Consider the following 15,280-nt stretch of genomic DNA (forward strand, 5'->3'; position numbering starts at 1 on the left):
CAGCTCCAACTGAAGGGGGTTTCTGCGTCTACAACGAAAAATTTGATCGAAATCTGAGCTAAGCGCCCGTAAGCCCCCGGCGAACTCAGGTAAGCGCCCGGCGAACTCAGGTCAGTCGGTGATTTGAGGTTGCCAGCGGTGCGGCAGCAGGTCGCCGACGCGGCTTGCCGGTTGGGTCGGCAGGCGGGTCAGGACATCCTTCAGGTAAGCCAAAGGCTCGTGACCATTGAGCTTGGCGGATTGGATCAGGCTCATGATCGCGGCGGCGCGTTTGCCGGCGCGCAAGCTGCCGGCAAATAACCAGTTCTTGCGGCCGAGCGCGATCGGCCGGATCTGATTCTCGATCCAGTTGTTATCGATCGGCACCTGGCCATCCGTTAGGTAATGCGTCAGCGCCACCCAGCGTTTCAGGCTGTAGTCGATCGCCCTGGCGGTCCCCGAGCCATTGGGTACCACCTGTCGTTGCCGGGTCAACCAGGCATGCAATTCATCGGCAATCGGTCGGGCTTTCGCCTCCCGAATTCGTCGTCGCTCATCGATGTCGAATCCGGCAGCTTCCTGCTCGACCCCATAGAGTTTGCCGAAACAATCCAGTGCCTCGCCGGCGATCAGGCTCTGCTTCTGGCTGTGTAGCTCGAAGAACTTGCGCCGGGCATGCGCCATGCAGCCGGCTTCAGTCAACCCATTGGCCAGCAGTGCCTTGTAGCCTGAGTAATCATCGCAAATCAGTGTGCCGCGCCAGTCACCCAGGAATTCCTGGGCGTGCCTGCCGGCACGGCTTTCAGCAAAGTCATAGATCACCGCCTTGGTCGGCTCGAAGGCGCCGATGCTGTAGGACCAGAGGTAGGCTCGATGCGTCTTGCCAGCCCCCGGATCAAGCATGGCCACCGGCGTTTCATCGGCATGCAGCACCCGATGCCCGAGCATCTCATCCTTCAGGGCATCGACCAGGGGCTGGAGTGCCACACCGCATTTCCCTACCCACTGGGCGAGTGTCGATTGCGGAATGGCCAGTCCGGCCCGACCGAAGATCGCTTCCTGACGATAGAGCGGCAGATGGTCGAGGTATTTGGCAACCAGCACCTGCGCGAGCAAGCCGGTCGTCGGAATACCCTTGTCGATAACGTGCGCCGGAACAGGCGCCTGGATCAGCGTTTCGCACTGCCCGCAGACCCACTTGCCACGAATGTGGCGCTCGACGCTGAAGACGCCTGGCGTGTAATCGAGCTTCTCGGCCACATCCTCGCCGATGCGCTTCATCGTGCAGCCGCAAGGGCAGACCGTGGATTCAGGCTCATGATGAATGTCGGCACGCGGCAGACTCGCCGGCAGCGGCTGGCGTTTGGCCTGGCCTTTCGCCTTCGGTGGCGTCGGCGACAGTTGTGCGAGTTCTTCTTCCATCGCCGCCAGATCGGCATCGATGGTTTCCTCGAATAGTTGCGCCTGCTCGACCGGCCAGTGCTCGGTCTTGACCCCGAAGCGCCAGCGCTTGTGCATCGCCAGTTCATGCGTGAGTTTGTCGATCTTGGCTTGGCGCCAGTCCAACTCGCGGTCTTTCTCGACCAGCAGGCGACGCAGTTCGTCAGCGCTGAGTTGGTCGAGGTGGGTTGGCAAGGACATGGCCGGCATGATGCCGTCCGCCGCCCGATCTGACCATCGTGGACTTCCCCAATGGTGGACCGTCAAACAATCCGGATCACACCGCCGTCAGCCAGTCGTTCCCATGGCAGACCGAGGACGAGTGCATCAAACTGCGGCCGGCTGAGCTCGACGCTGCTGTTGCCGTGCCGCCAGCAGAATCGCCCCTGATTGAGCCGACGGTTCGCTAGCCAGATACCGTATCCATCATGGACCAGCACTTTCATCCGGTTGGCTCGGCGATTGGCAAACAGATAGGCATGGTGGGGTCGGGCTTCGCCAAACATCGAGACGACCCGGGCCAGGATCGTCTCGGTCCCCGCCCGCATATCCAGCGGCGTGGTCGATAACCACAGGGCATCGACCCGAATCACCGTAGCCAATCTCGCAACCAGGCGGCGCAATCGCTCGCCGCCTGTCCAGGCCATTCAATCTTCACCGCCGTGTTGCCACGCCGAACTTCGATCCGAATGTCGGGGATGCTTGAGACGATGGGTGGCATCGGTACCGGCACAAAGGCGGGTTCTGTGCCGCGCGCCGGTGAAATCGACCGTGCCGGCAGGCTGCGGCTCGGTGGCTCAATGCCCCGTTCCCGCATCCAGCGACGGACCTGATTCGCATTGACGCTATTGGCCAACGCAATGCCGGCAACTGAAGCGCCGGCCTCACAACAGGCAGCAATCACTGCCTGCTTGAACTCCTCGGGGTGAGTCCGCCTGCGGCGGCTCGGCTTCTTAACTTCCATCGATCGTGTCCACCATCTTTTTTAGTGGACACTATCTTCACGGTCTAAGCCGTCAATTCACAGATGAGTTCGCCGGGCGCTTACAAGCGCCCGGCAAAGTGATCCTCTTTTCGACTCGATAGCCAAGCAAGGATGGAGGCGTCTGTTGCGAGATTGGCAACATTGCATTGCGATTGGCTGGCTATTTAATGCCAATCAATGCGATTACATTGGCGAGGCTTCCTGCTGGAAGCGCACCGGCGATCCCGCCGCTGTCTCAATGAACTTCATTACAGGAATAACTTAATGTCCGAATCCCAAGCCGTCGTCGCCCAGAAAGCCCCCTACGCCGTTGATGTTGAAGCCGGCAAGAGCTACTGGTTCTGCTCCTGTGGCAAGAGCGCCAGCCAGCCGTTCTGCGACGGCAAGCATAAGGGCAGCGCTTTCGCGCCGAAGGAATTCAAGGCCGAACAATCTGAAACTGTCTATTTCTGCGGCTGCAAGCACAGCAGCAACGGCATGACCTGCGACGGTAGCCACCAGAAGCTGTAATCCTGCCCAGCCGCCGGCGGCCTCGCCAGCGGCTTCTCTTTCCCGCTCGCTGCGGATAGCCCGGATCGACCGCATGAATCACGTTACCGTCGGCAAAATCAATTCCTTTCTCGCCGCGCACTGCGGAATGCTTCCCGCGGGGCCGGTGCTTTTCCTGGGCGTCGGTGACGGCACGGAGATTGTCCATCTGGCAGCCCGAGGGCATGCGGTCACCGCCTTCGAGTCCGATGCCGGAGCCCTTGCCCACGCTAGCGCTCTGGCTGCAGCGGCCGGAGTCAGGGTGCAATGGAGCTATCGTGAGCGCAGCCTTTGGCGTCTCGGCTTCGAACAATGGGCGGGCATCGTCGCGCTCTTTCCCGCCTGGCCGACCGCCGAGCGAAGGCGCCTGCTGGCCGCCGTGCCGAATGCGCTGCAGCCGGGTGGCAGCCTGCTCTTCGAAGGCTTCGCCGAAGGCACGGGCGGCCCGCTCTCGCTTGATGACGACGAGCTGGACCCGGCAGATGTCAGGGCCGAACTCGAAATCCTGCATCTGGCGCGCTTTGCCACCATGTCGCGGCCGGTCCGTTCGGATGCCGGCGAGCTGCAGCCGACCTGGGTACTGCAAGTGGTCGGCACCCATCTCGAGGCCGCCGGCGATGCCGAGGAATGCAATCAGCCGCCCGCCCCGCGCCTCGTCGCGGTCAAGACCGGGCGTTCCCGGCAGAAGCGAGCCACTGCCTGACGAAATGCTGCGCATCGGGCAGCCAGGCCCGGAAATCGTCGGCGAAGCCGGCCGGGTCGGCGAGAAACTCCTGTTCCCCGCCGGCCAGCGGATTCGGTTGCCGGGCCCGGCGTGACATGCGCTCGAGAACGTCGGCAATGCCCGCCAGCTCGCTGTAGCTGAGTAGCCAGTCTTCACGGGCCATCAGGGTCATGGCCGGGCGGGCCGACTCCGGTAGCTCGTCGAGACGGACCGCGATCGCGCCATAGACCTTGGCACAGTAGGTGTCGAGCGCGACGTCGTGGCGGGCCGCCCAGTCGCGGGCCAGCAGATGGTCGTAAAAGATATCGACCAGCACGCCGGCATAGCGCCGGCGCCCCGGCGACATCCGCGTCCGGCTGCTCTGGAAGGCCGGGTGGGTTTCGGCAAACATGTCGATCGCCCGGTGCAGGGCGACGCCACGGGACAGATCAATGGGCAGCGCGCCGGGCAAGGGGCCCTTGATCCAGTCGCCGATCACGCCGCCGACCATCAGGGCGGGCGCTTCGTCGGCGAGAAAGGCATGGGCGAGAAAGTTCATCGGCGTGCGTTCAATAGCCGGCCCAAGGCAGCGGCGGGGCGAGCAGGCGGCGACCGCCGTCGCCCGTCACCGGCCCGAAACGCGGACCACCGGCGGCCCACTCCCCTTGCGCCTCGGCGATCGCTTGCTTGCTGAACCCGACATAGTTCCACCACATCAGCACCGGCTCGCCGAACGGCTGGCCGCCCAGCAACAGCAGCCGGGTGCCGGCCGCCATCTCGATGGTGATGCCCTCGCCGCCGCTGCCCAGGTAGGCGAATTCGTCAGTGACGAAGCGCTCCTCGCCGATCCGGATTTCGCCTTCGAGCAGCAGGATGCCGTACTCGAAAGCCGGTTCCAGCGGCAGTTTGAGTTGAGCACCACGGACGCTATGGGCGTCGACGCCGACCAGCGGCGTGCGGAAATCCCCGGCCATCGTCCGTCCGGCAAAACTGCCGGCGACCAGCGTGAACGTGCAGCCGCCGTCGTCCCAGCGCGGCAGGTCGGGGTAGTGCGCAAAGGCCGGCGCGCAGTTGGCATGGTCGGCCGGCAGGGCGATCCACAGTTGCGCTGCGTGTAGCCTTTGCCCCGTGCTCACCGAGTCTTCGGTATGGACGACGCCGCGGCCCGCCGTCATCAGGTTGACCTGTCCCGGCCGGATGATCTGTTCGTTGCCCAAGCTGTCGCGGTGCAGCACCCCGCCTTCGATCAGCCAGGTGAAGGTCTGCAGGCCGATATGCGGATGGGCGCCGACGTGCATGCCCTGGCCGGGGCCGAACTTGACCGGCCCCAGGTGATCGAGAAAGCACCAGGCACCGACCATGCGCCGCTGGCGGCTGGGCAGGGCGCGCACCACCATCATGCCGTCACCGATGTCGGAAGCGCGCCCTGCGATACGTTGAATCTGGCTCATTAGATTTCCTCCTGCTGGGTCGGGGTGACTGACGCTACCGTTTTCACCATAGCACCCCGGCGGTTCGCTACAAAAGCCTCAAAGAACGCCGGCCAGCCGGGAAACGAGCTTCGAACACGATAATTTATCCGCTCGACATGGCAGAACTGAATCGCCCCGGGTTTGGTGGAGGCTCTAACTCTTGAGAAGATAGAGCCATGAAGAAGTCAGTTAAGTTCTCCCCCGAATTTCGTGAGCGCGCCGTGCGCATGGTTGCCGAAAGCCGTGCCGATCATCCGTCGCAGTGGTCAGCCGTTGAATCCATTGCGGTCAAGATCGGTTGCACGCCGCAGACGCTGCTGACCTGGGTGCGTCAGCACGAACGAGATGCCGGCCAGCGCGAAGGGCCGACCACGGCGGACCAGAAGCGTGTCAAGGAACTGGAGCGCGAGGTCAAAGAGCTGCGCAAAGCCAACGAGATCCTCAAGCTTGCCAGCGCGTTTTTCGCCCAGGCGGAGCTCGACCGCCGATTCAAGTCTTGAGGTCTTTCGTCGACGAGCATCGTGCTGCCTTCGGGGTCGAGCCGATCTGCAGGCAATTGCAGATTGCCCCGTCGGGCTACCGGCGTCATGTCGCTCGGCGGCGCAATCCTGAACAGCGCAGTCAGAGAGTGCGGCGTGACGAGGTGTTAGTGCCCGAGATCAAGCGCGTCTGGCAGGCCAACCTGCAGGTCTATGGTGCCGACAAGGTCTGGCGGCAACTGAACCGCGAAGGCATCGCGGTGGCCCGTTGTACGGTCGAGCGACTCATGCGGCGTCAAGGTTTGCGCGGAGTCATGCGCGGCAAGGTGGTGCGCACCACGATCAGCGACAGCAAAGCGGCTTGCCCGCTGGATCGGGTCAATCGACAGTTCAAGGCCGACCGTCCCAATCAGTTGTGGGTCTCGGACTTCACCTATGTCTCGACCTGGCAAGGCTGGTTATATGTGGCTTTTGTCATCGACGTTTTTGCCCGCCGTATCGTGGGTTGGCGAGTGAGCAGTTCCATGCATACGGACTTCGTGCTCGATGCGCTGGAACAGGCGCTGTACGCCCGCCAGCCGAGTCCCGACGAGGCCTTGATCCACCACTCGGACAGGGGCTCGCAGTACGTCTCGATCCGCTACAGCGAGCGACTGGCCGAAGCCGGGATTGAGCCATCAGTCGGCAGCAAGGGCGACAGCTACGACAACGCGCTAGCCGAGACGATTAATGGCTTGTACAAGGCGGAGATGATCCACCGGCGCGCCCCTTGGAAAACCAGGGAATCCGTGGAGCTGGCAACTCTGGAATGGGTGTCTTGGTTTAACCACCACAGGCTGCTTGAACCGATTGGCTATATCCCCCCCGCAGAAGCTGAGGCAAACTACTACAGGCAACTCGCCGATCAGGCCGCCATCGTGGCCTGACTTAAACCAACCGGCCTCCACGGAAACCGGGGCGATTCAGATGGCTGCATGCATGGTGGGCTGGGCGCATTCGCCGTTCGGTCGTTTTGACCACGAGGATCTCGAATCGCTGATCGTCCACGTGAATTACGTCAGCATCCTGGAGGCAGCTCGATGAACATTGCCCAACTGCTGCTACGCAGCGCGACCGTCTATCCGGAGCGCCCAGCCATCCTGCACGGCGCGCAGGTGCTCTACGACTACCGGACTTTCGCCAAGCGTGCCGCGGCCATCGCCGGCGGCCTGCGCGATCGCGGCTACCTGGCCGGCGACCGGGTTGCCGTGTTCATGACCAACTGCCCCGAGTATCTCGAAGTGCTTTACGGCACCTGGTGGGCCGGCCTGGTGGCGGTGCCGGTCAATGCCAAGCTGCATCCGCGCGAACTGGCCTTCGTGCTCGCTGACGCCGAAGCCTGCTGCCTGTTCGTCAGTGCCGATCTGGCTGGCGAAACCGGGCCACTGGTCGGCAGCCTGCTGCTGGTCACGCCGGGCACGGCGGATTACGCAGAGCTGCTGGGCGCGGCGCCGCTGGCCCTGCAGCCGCGCGCTCCGGACGATGTCGCCTGGCTGTTCTATACCTCGGGCACCACCGGCCAGCCGAAGGGGGTCATGGAAACCCACCGCAACCTGCTCGGCATGACGAGCTGCTATTTCAGCGATGTCGATCCGGTCGATCCGGATGACGCTATCCTCTATGCCGCGCCGATATCGCACGGCGCCGGTCTCTACAACTTCGCCCATGTGCTGAAGGCGGCGCGCCATGTCGTGCCGGTTTCCGGTGGCTTCGATCCGGCCGAGCTGTGCGAGCTGGCCGAGAGCGTCGGCCGCCTGTCCTTCTTCGCCGCCCCGACCATGGTCCGCCGTCTGGTCGAGCATGTCGCCACCAGCGGCGCCGATCCGCGCGGCTTCAAGACCATCGTCTACGGCGGCGGGCCGATGTATGTCGAAGATATCCGCCGTGGTCTCGACGTGCTGGGCAATCGCTTCGTCCAGATCTATGGCCAGGGCGAATGTCCGATGACGATCACCGCCTTGTCGCGCGAGCAACTGGCCGACCGCGCCCATCCGCGCTGGGCCGAGCGCATCGCTTCGGTCGGCGTCGCCCAGTCGCTGGTCGAGGTCCGCGTCGCCGATGCCGACGGCAACGCGCTCCCGGTCGGCGAAACCGGCGAGATCCTGGTCCGCGGCGAGATCGTCATGGCCGGCTACTGGCGCAACCCGGAAGCCACCGCCAAAACCCTGCGCGACGGCTGGTTGTGGACCGGCGACCTCGGCAGTCTCGATGCCGACGGCTTCCTGACGCTGCGCGACCGCTCCAAGGACGTGATCATTTCTGGCGGCTCGAACATCTATCCGCGCGAAGTCGAAGAAACGCTGCTCAAGCATCCGGCGGTCCGCGAAGTGGCGGTCGTCGGCTGCCGCGATGCCGAGTGGGGCGAAGTCGTCGTCGCCTTCGTCGTCGGCGCCGATGTCAGCAGCGCCGAACTCGACGCGCTGTGCCTTGAGCAGATCGCCCGCTTCAAGCGCCCCAAGGAATACCACTTCGTCGACGAGCTGCCGAAAAACAACTACGGCAAGGTGCTGAAGACCGAATTGCGGCAACGCCTGTAAGAAGAAGGAAAGTTCCGGCCAGCATTCCCGACGCTTGTCGCGCCCGCAAGGCCGGAACTTCGCCCCGCCTTTGGCCTCGAATCAGGCAAAGGAGCGTTCCGATGCGACCTGTCCTTCCCCCTTCTACGATGACCTCCCACGGGCTGCGGCGCCGGCAGGCGGTTACGGCCGTTCTGGTGGCGCCGGCGCTGTGCCTGGTTTCGCCGCTCCAAGCGGCGTCCGGTCTGCGCCCGACTCCGGCCCAGACCGAGGGGCCGTTCTACCCGCTGGTCTTGCCGCAGGATGCCGACTATGACTTGCTGCGCAACGGCGCCTTGAGTTATCCCGAGGGGCAGCCGGTCTGGCTCGCCGGCACGGTCAGCGACCTCGCCGGGCGGCCGGTGGTCGGCGCCCAGGTCGAGATCTGGCAATGTGACCATGGCGGGCACTACCACCACCCCGGGGACGGCGACCGGGCCGACCGCCGCTTCCAGGGTTTCGGCCGGGTCACGGTGGCGGCAGACGGCGGCTACCGTTTCCGCGCCATACGCCCGTTCCCCTACAGCGGGCGCACCCCGCACATCCATCTCAAGGTCAGGCTGGGCGCCCGTGAGTTACTGACCACACAGATCTACGTCGCCGGCGACCCGGGCAATCCGCGCGACTTCCTGTGGCGCAGCCTGGGCGTTGCCGAGCGCGATGCCCTGACCGTGACTTTCGCGCCGGGCGCCGAGGGCTTGCAGGCCCGTTTTCCGATCGTCGTCGCAGCCTGACGAAGGGCTGGCCGGCGCCGGCTTATTGCTGGCAGGCGAGATGCCGTGGGCAGCTCGTCAGATGGTCGTTGACCATGCCGGTCGACTGCATCAGCGCATAGCAAATGGTCGATCCGACGAACTTGAATCCGGCGCCGATCAGGGTCTTGCTCATCGCGTCCGACTGCGGCGTCCTGGCCGGCACTTCGCTCAGCGCAGTCCGCTGATTAACGATCGGCACGCCATTGACGAATTGCCAGAGAAAATCGCTGAGCGACCGGCCGCCGGCGGTCAGCGCCAGGCAGGCCTTGGCGTTGTGGATGGCAGCGGCCACCTTGGCCCGGTTGCGGACGATCCCGGGGTCGGTGAGCAGGGCGGCAACTTTCGCGTCGTCATAGCGGGCGATCAGCGCCGGGTCGAAGCTGTCGAAGGCGCGCCGATAGTTTTCCCGTTTCTTGAGAATCGTCGACCACGACAAGCCGGCCTGCGCACCCTCGAGGATCAGCAACTCGAACAGGGCGCGATCGTCGCGCAGCGGTACGCCCCATTCGGTATCGTGGTATTCGCGGTAAAGGTCGAAGCCTTCGCTCCAGGGGCAACGTTCCATCGCAATCGGCTCAATGCACAATGTTGCAGTCTACCGCCATGACCGGTTTCGGGAAAAGGCGGGGTTTTCACCCCGGTCCGGCTTTCAGGCGGCGTGATGCTTGATCCAGGCAACGTATTGGGTCATCCAGGCCTGCAGAAAGTCACGGCTGCTGGCGCCGATATTCCCGGCCTCGTCGAACAGGCCATCCTTGACCTGGATGAAGGCCTCGGGTTGCCCCATGGTCGGCATGTCGAGATAGGCCAAGACATTGCGCAGCTGTTGCTGGGCGATGGCGGTTCCGATGGTGCCGACCGAGGCGCCGAGGACGCCGGCCGGCTTGCCGGCCCAGGCGCTCTGGCCATAGGGGCGCGAGGCATGGTCGATGGCATTTTTGAGGACGCCGGGCATCCCCCGGTTGTATTCGGCGGTGACGAAAAGCAGACCATGCGCGGCCTTGATCTCGTTCTTCAGGCGCTTGACCGACTCGGCCTGATTGGCGTCGTCGTCCTGGTTGTAGAGCGGCAAGTCGCCGATTTCCAGCTGTTTGAACGAGAACTCCGGCGGTGCCAGTTTGGCGATGGCAGTCGCTAGTTTACGGTTGAAGGAATCCTTGCGCAGACTTCCGACAATGACGGCTATCTGATATTGGCTCATGGTGGTCTCCGGTCGTTAATGGTGATTGGAACGTCGTGATGCGTGTTGGCTTTCAGCATGTTGCAGAACAGCCGACCCTGCTCGATGGCATCGTCGAGCGCGATGTGGGTATGGGGTGCCGGGTCGAACCAGGCGGCCGGCATCGACTGCTTGCCGCAGGCGCGGTAGGGCTTGCGGAGCAGCGCCATGGCATAGGTCTTGATGTCGATCACCGAAAAGCCGAAAGGATTGTCCCCGGCGAATTCGACGAGATACCAATGGACGAAGGGGAAATCGAAAGCCGCCGGATAGGCGACGAAAACCGGGTTGCCGGGCAGCGCACGGAGCCAGGCGACATAGCGCCGGATGGCGAGTGCTGGTGCTTCGAGGTTCTCCCGACAGGCTGCCCAGGCTTCCGGCTGGGTTGCCCACCAGGCGGCGGTCGTCGGGTTGGGCTGGGCGCCGGGCAGGGTTTCCAGGTTGGCCGAAAAGCTGGCCAGCAATTGCTTGTCGGCGGTATAGGCTGCCGAACCCAGGCTCAGTATGGAATGTCGGCCGACGCACGGACCATCGGTTTCGATATCCGTGCTGACGTAGATTTCGTGCACGGGTGCCATGGTCGATTGTGCGGTCAATAGCCGTAAAACTCCTCACTGCGGATGTCGTCATCGTCGATGTCGGCCTGGTTCAGGGTCTGGCGCATGCTCTCGACCATGGCCGGCGGCCCGGCCAGGTAGAAGATTGGCGCCACCAGCTCATGGCCGACCTGGTGTACCAAGGCTTCATCGATCGGGCCGCTGCGTCCCGCCCACGACTGGCTGGACTTGCTCATCTGGGTCATGGTCGCGAGCAGGCGGAAGCGTTTGTTCTGCTCTTCGAGGCCTTGCAGTTCGGCAAGAAATGCGGCGTCCTCCGGGCGGTGGTTGGAATAGAGCAGGAGCAGTTGCTGCGGCAACTGGTCGTGTGCGGCCTGGCGCAGGATGCTGACGAACGGGGTGATGCCGATCCCTCCGGCGACCATCACTGCTGGCCGGGTGCGGTTGTTGTGCAGGGTGAGTGATCCGGACGGGCCTTCGAAGAGGATCGGCGCACCGATCGGCAGGGATTTCAAGGTCCGCTTGAAGGCGCTGTCGCGCATCCGGGTGGCGATCGTCAGGCGCTCCTCGAACGGCGCACTGGCAATGGAAAACGTATGACGCGTGCTGTCGGCGTCAGTGCCAGGCGGATTAATGAGTACGAGATCGATTGCCTGGCCGGGCTTGAAAATGAAGCCGGCGGGTTTGGCCAGATCGAAGGCCATCGTGCCTTCGGCGATCGCGCGGTGGTCTTCGAGTCTTGTGTCGTAGATGCGCATTGGATTACCCCCGTCGGCCAGCAGTTCTGAGTGAAACTTCCTGCCTCTTCCTGCATAGACGCCGGGGCGCGAGGTTTGGTTCAGCGTCCGTGGCACCAACCGACGATTGTTGAAAGCTTGGGACGAACTGTAGTTTGTGCGATTAAGATATGCCCGATACGTCGCCCGCACGGTACGCCAGCGCACAAAGGAAAATGGCGCATCGGCGTACCGTTCAGGAATCGCCTCTCCCCGTGCTGTCGAGTCCGGGGCCGGCGTTTCGACCGGCGACTGAACCGCTGGAATCCTTACCCCGATCGGCTTCCCATGACGACACCCGGAAAACCCAAACCCTTTTCGATGATTCGCGAATTTCATCTCGCCGACTGGTTCACGCTCGGCAATGCCATCTGCGGCATCGGTGCACTGTTCTCGATCATGACCTACCTGCAGCTCGGCGATATCCGGCATATCTACTTCGCCTGCGGCCTGCTGCTCGCCGCCCTGGTCTTTGACGTACTGGACGGCCGGATCGCCCGCTGGCGGCAAAAGACATCGGCGATGGGCCGCGAACTCGACTCGCTGGCCGACGTCATTTCATTCGGCGTCGCGCCGGCCGTACTCGGCTACGCCCTGGGGATGAGTGGCCTCTACGACCGGATCATCCTCGGCTATTTCGTCGCCTGCGGCGTCTCCCGCCTGGCCCGCTACAACGTCACCGCCGAGGAGCTTTCCGGCGGCGGCGACAAGGTGAAGTATTTCGAAGGAACGCCGATTCCGACTTCGCTGCTTCTCGTCGGGGTGTTGTTTGTCGCGGCATGGATGGATGCCGTCGGCGAGACGATCTGGTTTGGCGTAGCGACGCTGGCTGGCTTCAAGCTTCATCCGCTGGCGCTGATGTTCGCGCTCTCCGGCTCGCTGATGATCAGCCGGATCCGCATTCCGAAGTTCTGAACCGCCCGCGCCCTTTGCGCCTGATGCCAGAGCGAATCTACCGCGGCCGCTTCGCGCCTTCGCCGAGCGGGCCGTTGCATTTCGGCTCCCTGGTCGCCGCCGTCGGCAGCTATCTCGACGCCCGTAGCCAGGGCGGCGAGTGGCTCGTGCGCATGGAAGACGTCGATACGCCGCGCAACGTGCCGGGGGCGGCGGAGGACATTCTCGCCACACTGGAAGCCTTCGGCTTTGAGTGGGATGGCCCGGTGCTCTGGCAGAGCCGGCGCCACGCGGCCTACGGCGAGGCGTTGGCCCGGCTGCAGGCGGCCGGCTTGGCTTATGGCTGCGCCTGTTCGCGCAAGGAAATTGCCGATTCGGCCAGCCGGCCGGCGATCGACGGTGGCCTTGCCTACCCGGGTACCTGCCGCCATGGTCTGCCGGTCGGGCGTAGCGTGCGGGCCTGGCGGCTGCGCGTCGGCGACGACGAAACTGCTTTCACTGATCGTCTGCAGGGGCGGCTCGTCCAGCAACTGGAGCGCGACGTCGGCGACTTCGTGCTGTTGCGGGCCGATGGCCTGTTCGCCTATCAATTGGCGGTGACCGTCGACGACGAGTTCCAGGGCATCACCGACATCGTGCGCGGCGCCGATCTGCTCGCTTCGACGCCGCGCCAGATCTGGCTGCAGCGCTGCCTGGGCTTTGCCGAACCGCGTTACGCCCATCTGCCGGTGGCGAGCAACGCGGCCGGCGAAAAACTCTCCAAGCAGACGCTGGCGCCGGCCCTCGATCCGACGCAGGCTGCGGCGGAGCTGGTCCGCGCCCTGCGCTTTCTCGGTCAGCCGGCGCCGGATGCACTGGCCCAGGCGCTGGTGGCCGAAGTCTGGGCCTGGGCCCGGGAGCACTGGCGCTTTGCCGCGATTCCGCGGCGGGCGTCTATTCCGCTGGCGATTCCGGGCTGAGTCCCGGGGTTTCCTCGTCGGCCCGCCAGTGCTTCGGGCCGTAGCCGGTCAGGCCGACCATCAGGCGCACCAGGCCGTAACTCAGCCAGCGCATGAAATGCGAGTGCCAGGGCTGGCTGGAGAGGTCGGCATCGCGCATTTCGCGGGCGCCGCCGGCCATCGCGTCGTGGATGCTGGCCCGTAGTTCGCCAGCGAATACGCCATCGTTCACCACCAGATTGGCCTCCTTGGCGAGCAACAGGCTGAACGGGTCGATGTTGGAGGAGCCGACCGTCGCCCACTGGCCGTCGATTACCGCCACCTTGGCGTGCATGAAGCTCTTCTCGTATTCGAAAATGCGGATGCCGATGTCCAGCGCCGCAGCGTAGAGGGCCTGGGTCGCAAAACGCAGCATCGGGTGGTCGGTCTTGCCCTGGAGCAGGATGGTGATCTTCACCCCGCGCCTGGCTGCGGCCTGCAGGGCGCGGGCGAAGCGGACGCCGGGCAGGAAGTAGGCATTGGCGATCAGGATTTCCTCGCGCGCCGCGTCGATCGCCTCGATGTAGGCATGCAGGATGTCGTTGCGATGCCGGATGTTGTCGCGGATCAGTAGGGTCGCCGCCTGATTGCCGGCATCCTCGCGCAGCGGACGGATGTGCGGGGCAAGCCGGAAGCGGCGCTTGAAATTGACCCAGGAGACGATTTCCCACATCCGGCGGACGGCATGATGGACTTGCCAGACGGTCGGCCCTTCGAGGCGCACGGCGTAGTCGTAGCGCGGGCACATCTCGGCCGGCGCGTTGTGGTCGTCGACGATGTTGATGCCGCCGACGAAGGCGATCGCGGCATCGATGACGACCAGCTTGCGATGCAGCCGGCGCAGCCGGTGGCGCCGCATATGAAAGCGTCCGATTTCCGGGCGGTAGAGCATGGCGCGAACGCCGGCGGTGGTCAGCCGGGGCAGGAAATCGGTATTGAAATTGCGGCCGCCGAAGCCGTCGACGGTGACATTGACCTGGACGCCGCGCGCCGCGGCGCGACAGAGGGCACTGGTGACTTCGTGGCCGATCTCGTCGTCGGCGAAGATGTAGCTCTCGAGATAGATTTCGATGCTGGCCGCTTCGATGGCAGCCAGCAGCGCCGGAAAATACTGCTCCCCTGAATTGAGCAGGGTCAGCCGATTGCCCGGCAGAAACTCAGTTGCCATTCCGGAGAAGATGGGCCGAGAGCGCGGCGTGATCGGAAATTTTCGACCACGGCGGGCCGAAATGCACTTCCGTGCGTCGCACGTCGAAGCCGCGCACGTAGATGCGATCGAGCCGGAACATCGGCATCGCGGCCGGGAAGCTGCGCACCGGCGAGCAGCCAGGCGCGGTAAATACTTCGCGCATGCCGAGGCTCTGTTCGAGCAGCTTGCCGGCGCGGTTGCTCCAGTCGTTGAAGTCGCCGGCGATGATCAGCGGGGCCATTGGATCGTCCATACCATTCAGGTAGTCGGCTAGCGCCGCCAGTTGCTTGCGCCGTGAATAGCCGAAGAGCGACAGGTGGGCGCACACGCAATGCGCCGGCGGGCCGTCCGGCAGTTCGATCCGGCAATGCAGCAGACCGCGCTTCTCGAACTGCAGGTGGGTGACGTCCTGGTTGTGCGTGTGCAGGATTGGGAATCGCGACAGGATCGCGTTGCCATGGTGGCCATGGTCATAGAGCATGTTGCGGCCATAGGCTGCAGCCTGCCAGAAATCTTCGGCGAGGAATTCGTGCTGTGCCGAATTCGGCCAGTTGGCATGATTTTCAGCGTGCAGGAGGTGCAGACCCTGCACCTCCTGGAGAAAGACGATGTCCGGGTTGAGCAGGCGCAGACGCTCGCGCAGCTCATGCACCATCATCCGCCGGTTGAATTGCGAAAAGCCCTTGTGAATGTTGAAGGTCGTGACATGCAGGGCGGGCTTGTTCATGGCCGG

18 protein-coding genes and 1 other annotated feature are annotated in these 15,280 nt (G+C 64.0%); of the genes, 7 read left to right on the forward strand and 11 right to left on the reverse strand.

Annotated features, from left to right (window positions below):
• Positions 1-111 precede the first annotated feature (111 nt).
• From tnpC to NQE15_RS04090, 3 genes are all read right to left on the reverse strand, one after another.
• Positions 112-1,620: an IS66 family transposase gene (gene tnpC, locus NQE15_RS04080; RefSeq protein WP_265950075.1), complete on the reverse strand. Its 1,509-nt coding sequence runs from the start codon at positions 1,618-1,620 to the stop codon at positions 112-114.
• A gap of 62 nt (positions 1,621-1,682) precedes the next feature.
• Positions 1,683-2,066 (reverse strand): IS66 family insertion sequence element accessory protein TnpB, encoded by a 384-nt coding sequence (gene tnpB, locus NQE15_RS04085; protein ID WP_265942632.1) that lies wholly within the window; start codon positions 2,064-2,066, stop codon positions 1,683-1,685.
• Positions 2,009-2,383, reverse strand: coding sequence for a transposase (locus NQE15_RS04090; RefSeq protein ID WP_265942633.1), 375 nt, complete (start codon positions 2,381-2,383; stop codon positions 2,009-2,011). The genes tnpB and NQE15_RS04090 overlap by 58 nt, the downstream gene beginning before the upstream one ends.
• Before the next feature lie 285 nt (positions 2,384-2,668).
• On the opposite strand from NQE15_RS04090, the gene NQE15_RS04095 reads away from it, so the two are divergent.
• Entirely contained in the window at positions 2,669-2,914 is a 246-nt protein-coding gene (locus tag NQE15_RS04095) for a CDGSH iron-sulfur domain-containing protein (protein ID WP_265946776.1), read from the forward strand.
• 73 nt (positions 2,915-2,987) lie between these two features.
• Positions 2,988-3,635, forward strand: a complete 648-nt coding sequence (locus tag NQE15_RS04100) for a methyltransferase domain-containing protein (RefSeq protein WP_265946778.1) — start codon at positions 2,988-2,990, stop codon at positions 3,633-3,635.
• On the opposite strand, the gene NQE15_RS04105 is transcribed toward NQE15_RS04100, so the two are convergent.
• Together NQE15_RS04105 and NQE15_RS04110 are read right to left on the reverse strand one after the other, a co-directional pair.
• A complete protein-coding gene (locus NQE15_RS04105) occupies positions 3,595-4,194 on the reverse strand; it encodes an ACP phosphodiesterase (protein WP_265946780.1) in 600 nt (199 codons plus the stop codon). The two genes, NQE15_RS04100 and NQE15_RS04105, sit on opposite strands and share 41 nt — an antisense overlap.
• A gap of 10 nt (positions 4,195-4,204) precedes the next feature.
• On the reverse strand, positions 4,205-5,086 hold the full coding sequence (locus tag NQE15_RS04110) for a pirin family protein (RefSeq protein ID WP_265946782.1): 882 nt from the start codon (positions 5,084-5,086) through the stop codon (positions 4,205-4,207).
• Positions 5,087-5,283: 197 nt separating this feature from the next.
• Here NQE15_RS04110 and NQE15_RS04115 point away from each other — a divergent pair.
• The 3 genes from NQE15_RS04115 (at position 5,284) to NQE15_RS04125 (ending at position 8,914) form a co-directional block, all read left to right on the forward strand.
• A protein-coding gene (locus NQE15_RS04115) for an IS3 family transposase (protein ID WP_265946783.1) occupies positions 5,284-6,512 on the forward strand; the annotation gives its coding sequence in 2 pieces (ribosomal slippage) (positions 5,284-5,572 and positions 5,572-6,512; 1,230 coding nt in all).
• Positions 5,562-5,678 (forward strand) — a sequence feature (AL1L pseudoknot). (Overlaps the previous gene by 117 nt.)
• Positions 6,513-6,665: 153 nt before the next feature.
• Positions 6,666-8,162, forward strand: coding sequence for a class I adenylate-forming enzyme family protein (locus NQE15_RS04120; RefSeq protein WP_265946784.1), 1,497 nt, complete (start codon positions 6,666-6,668; stop codon positions 8,160-8,162).
• Between the two features lie 101 nt (positions 8,163-8,263).
• Positions 8,264-8,914 carry a protocatechuate 3,4-dioxygenase gene (locus tag NQE15_RS04125; RefSeq protein WP_265946785.1) on the forward strand — a complete coding sequence of 217 codons (651 nt, stop codon included), beginning with the start codon at positions 8,264-8,266 and terminating at the stop codon, positions 8,912-8,914.
• A gap of 22 nt (positions 8,915-8,936) precedes the next feature.
• Here NQE15_RS04125 and NQE15_RS04130 read toward each other — a convergent pair whose 3' ends face one another.
• The 4 genes from NQE15_RS04130 to NQE15_RS04145 all read right to left on the reverse strand — a co-directional run bounded on the left by NQE15_RS04130 (position 8,937) and on the right by NQE15_RS04145 (position 11,469).
• A complete protein-coding gene (locus tag NQE15_RS04130) occupies positions 8,937-9,500 on the reverse strand; it encodes a DNA-3-methyladenine glycosylase I (RefSeq protein WP_265946786.1) in 564 nt (187 codons plus the stop codon).
• An 84-nt stretch (positions 9,501-9,584) separates the two neighbouring features.
• On the reverse strand, positions 9,585-10,136 hold the full coding sequence (locus tag NQE15_RS04135; protein ID WP_265946787.1) for an NADPH-dependent FMN reductase: 552 nt from the start codon (positions 10,134-10,136) through the stop codon (positions 9,585-9,587).
• The gene (locus tag NQE15_RS04140) at positions 10,133-10,750 is read right to left on the reverse strand and encodes an exonuclease (RefSeq protein ID WP_265946788.1); all 618 of its coding nucleotides are present in this window, start codon (positions 10,748-10,750) and stop codon (positions 10,133-10,135) included. The genes NQE15_RS04135 and NQE15_RS04140 overlap by 4 nt, the downstream gene beginning before the upstream one ends.
• Positions 10,747-11,469, reverse strand: coding sequence for an FAD-dependent oxidoreductase (locus NQE15_RS04145; protein ID WP_265946789.1), 723 nt, complete (start codon positions 11,467-11,469; stop codon positions 10,747-10,749). The genes NQE15_RS04140 and NQE15_RS04145 overlap by 4 nt, the downstream gene beginning before the upstream one ends.
• A 306-nt stretch (positions 11,470-11,775) precedes the next feature.
• Here NQE15_RS04145 and pssA point away from each other — a divergent pair, with 306 nt between their 5' ends.
• Together pssA and gluQRS are read left to right on the forward strand one after the other, a co-directional pair.
• Positions 11,776-12,402, forward strand: a complete 627-nt coding sequence (pssA, locus tag NQE15_RS04150; RefSeq protein WP_265946790.1) for a CDP-diacylglycerol--serine O-phosphatidyltransferase — start codon at positions 11,776-11,778, stop codon at positions 12,400-12,402.
• A 23-nt stretch (positions 12,403-12,425) separates the two neighbouring features.
• Entirely contained in the window at positions 12,426-13,340 is a 915-nt protein-coding gene (gluQRS, locus tag NQE15_RS04155; protein WP_265946791.1) for a tRNA glutamyl-Q(34) synthetase GluQRS, read from the forward strand.
• Here gluQRS and clsB read toward each other — a convergent pair.
• Complete coding sequence (gene clsB / locus NQE15_RS04160) at positions 13,315-14,526, reverse strand: cardiolipin synthase ClsB (protein WP_265946792.1); 1,212 nt, start codon at positions 14,524-14,526, stop codon at positions 13,315-13,317. The two genes, gluQRS and clsB, sit on opposite strands and share 26 nt — an antisense overlap.
• Entirely contained in the window at positions 14,516-15,274 is a 759-nt protein-coding gene (locus tag NQE15_RS04165; RefSeq protein ID WP_265946793.1) for an endonuclease/exonuclease/phosphatase family protein, read from the reverse strand. The genes clsB and NQE15_RS04165 overlap by 11 nt, the downstream gene beginning before the upstream one ends.
• Positions 15,275-15,280 lie beyond the last annotated feature (6 nt).

It is taken from the genome of Dechloromonas sp. A34 (assembly GCF_026261605.1).
GTDB lineage: Bacteria > Pseudomonadota > Gammaproteobacteria > Burkholderiales > Rhodocyclaceae > Azonexus.

Excerpts from the sequence above, each read along its gene's own strand:
- tnpC (WP_265950075.1), bottom strand. The coding sequence starts at position 1,620 with ATGTCCTTGCCAACCCACCTCGACCAACTCAGCGCTGACGAACTGCGT.
- tnpB (WP_265942632.1), bottom strand. The coding sequence starts at position 2,066 with ATGGCCTGGACAGGCGGCGAGCGATTGCGCCGCCTGGTTGCGAGATTG.
- NQE15_RS04090 (WP_265942633.1), bottom strand. The coding sequence starts at position 2,383 with ATGGAAGTTAAGAAGCCGAGCCGCCGCAGGCGGACTCACCCCGAGGAG.
- NQE15_RS04095 (WP_265946776.1), top strand. The coding sequence starts at position 2,669 with ATGTCCGAATCCCAAGCCGTCGTCGCCCAGAAAGCCCCCTACGCCGTT.
- NQE15_RS04100 (WP_265946778.1), top strand. The coding sequence starts at position 2,988 with ATGAATCACGTTACCGTCGGCAAAATCAATTCCTTTCTCGCCGCGCAC.
- NQE15_RS04105 (WP_265946780.1), bottom strand. The coding sequence starts at position 4,194 with ATGAACTTTCTCGCCCATGCCTTTCTCGCCGACGAAGCGCCCGCCCTG.
- NQE15_RS04110 (WP_265946782.1), bottom strand. The coding sequence starts at position 5,086 with ATGAGCCAGATTCAACGTATCGCAGGGCGCGCTTCCGACATCGGTGAC.
- NQE15_RS04120 (WP_265946784.1), top strand. The coding sequence starts at position 6,666 with ATGAACATTGCCCAACTGCTGCTACGCAGCGCGACCGTCTATCCGGAG.
- NQE15_RS04125 (WP_265946785.1), top strand. The coding sequence starts at position 8,264 with ATGCGACCTGTCCTTCCCCCTTCTACGATGACCTCCCACGGGCTGCGG.
- NQE15_RS04130 (WP_265946786.1), bottom strand. The coding sequence starts at position 9,500 with ATGGAACGTTGCCCCTGGAGCGAAGGCTTCGACCTTTACCGCGAATAC.
- NQE15_RS04135 (WP_265946787.1), bottom strand. The coding sequence starts at position 10,136 with ATGAGCCAATATCAGATAGCCGTCATTGTCGGAAGTCTGCGCAAGGAT.
- NQE15_RS04145 (WP_265946789.1), bottom strand. The coding sequence starts at position 11,469 with ATGCGCATCTACGACACAAGACTCGAAGACCACCGCGCGATCGCCGAA.
- pssA (WP_265946790.1), top strand. The coding sequence starts at position 11,776 with ATGACGACACCCGGAAAACCCAAACCCTTTTCGATGATTCGCGAATTT.
- gluQRS (WP_265946791.1), top strand. The coding sequence starts at position 12,426 with ATGCCAGAGCGAATCTACCGCGGCCGCTTCGCGCCTTCGCCGAGCGGG.
- clsB (WP_265946792.1), bottom strand. The coding sequence starts at position 14,526 with ATGGCAACTGAGTTTCTGCCGGGCAATCGGCTGACCCTGCTCAATTCA.
- NQE15_RS04165 (WP_265946793.1), bottom strand. The coding sequence starts at position 15,274 with ATGAACAAGCCCGCCCTGCATGTCACGACCTTCAACATTCACAAGGGC.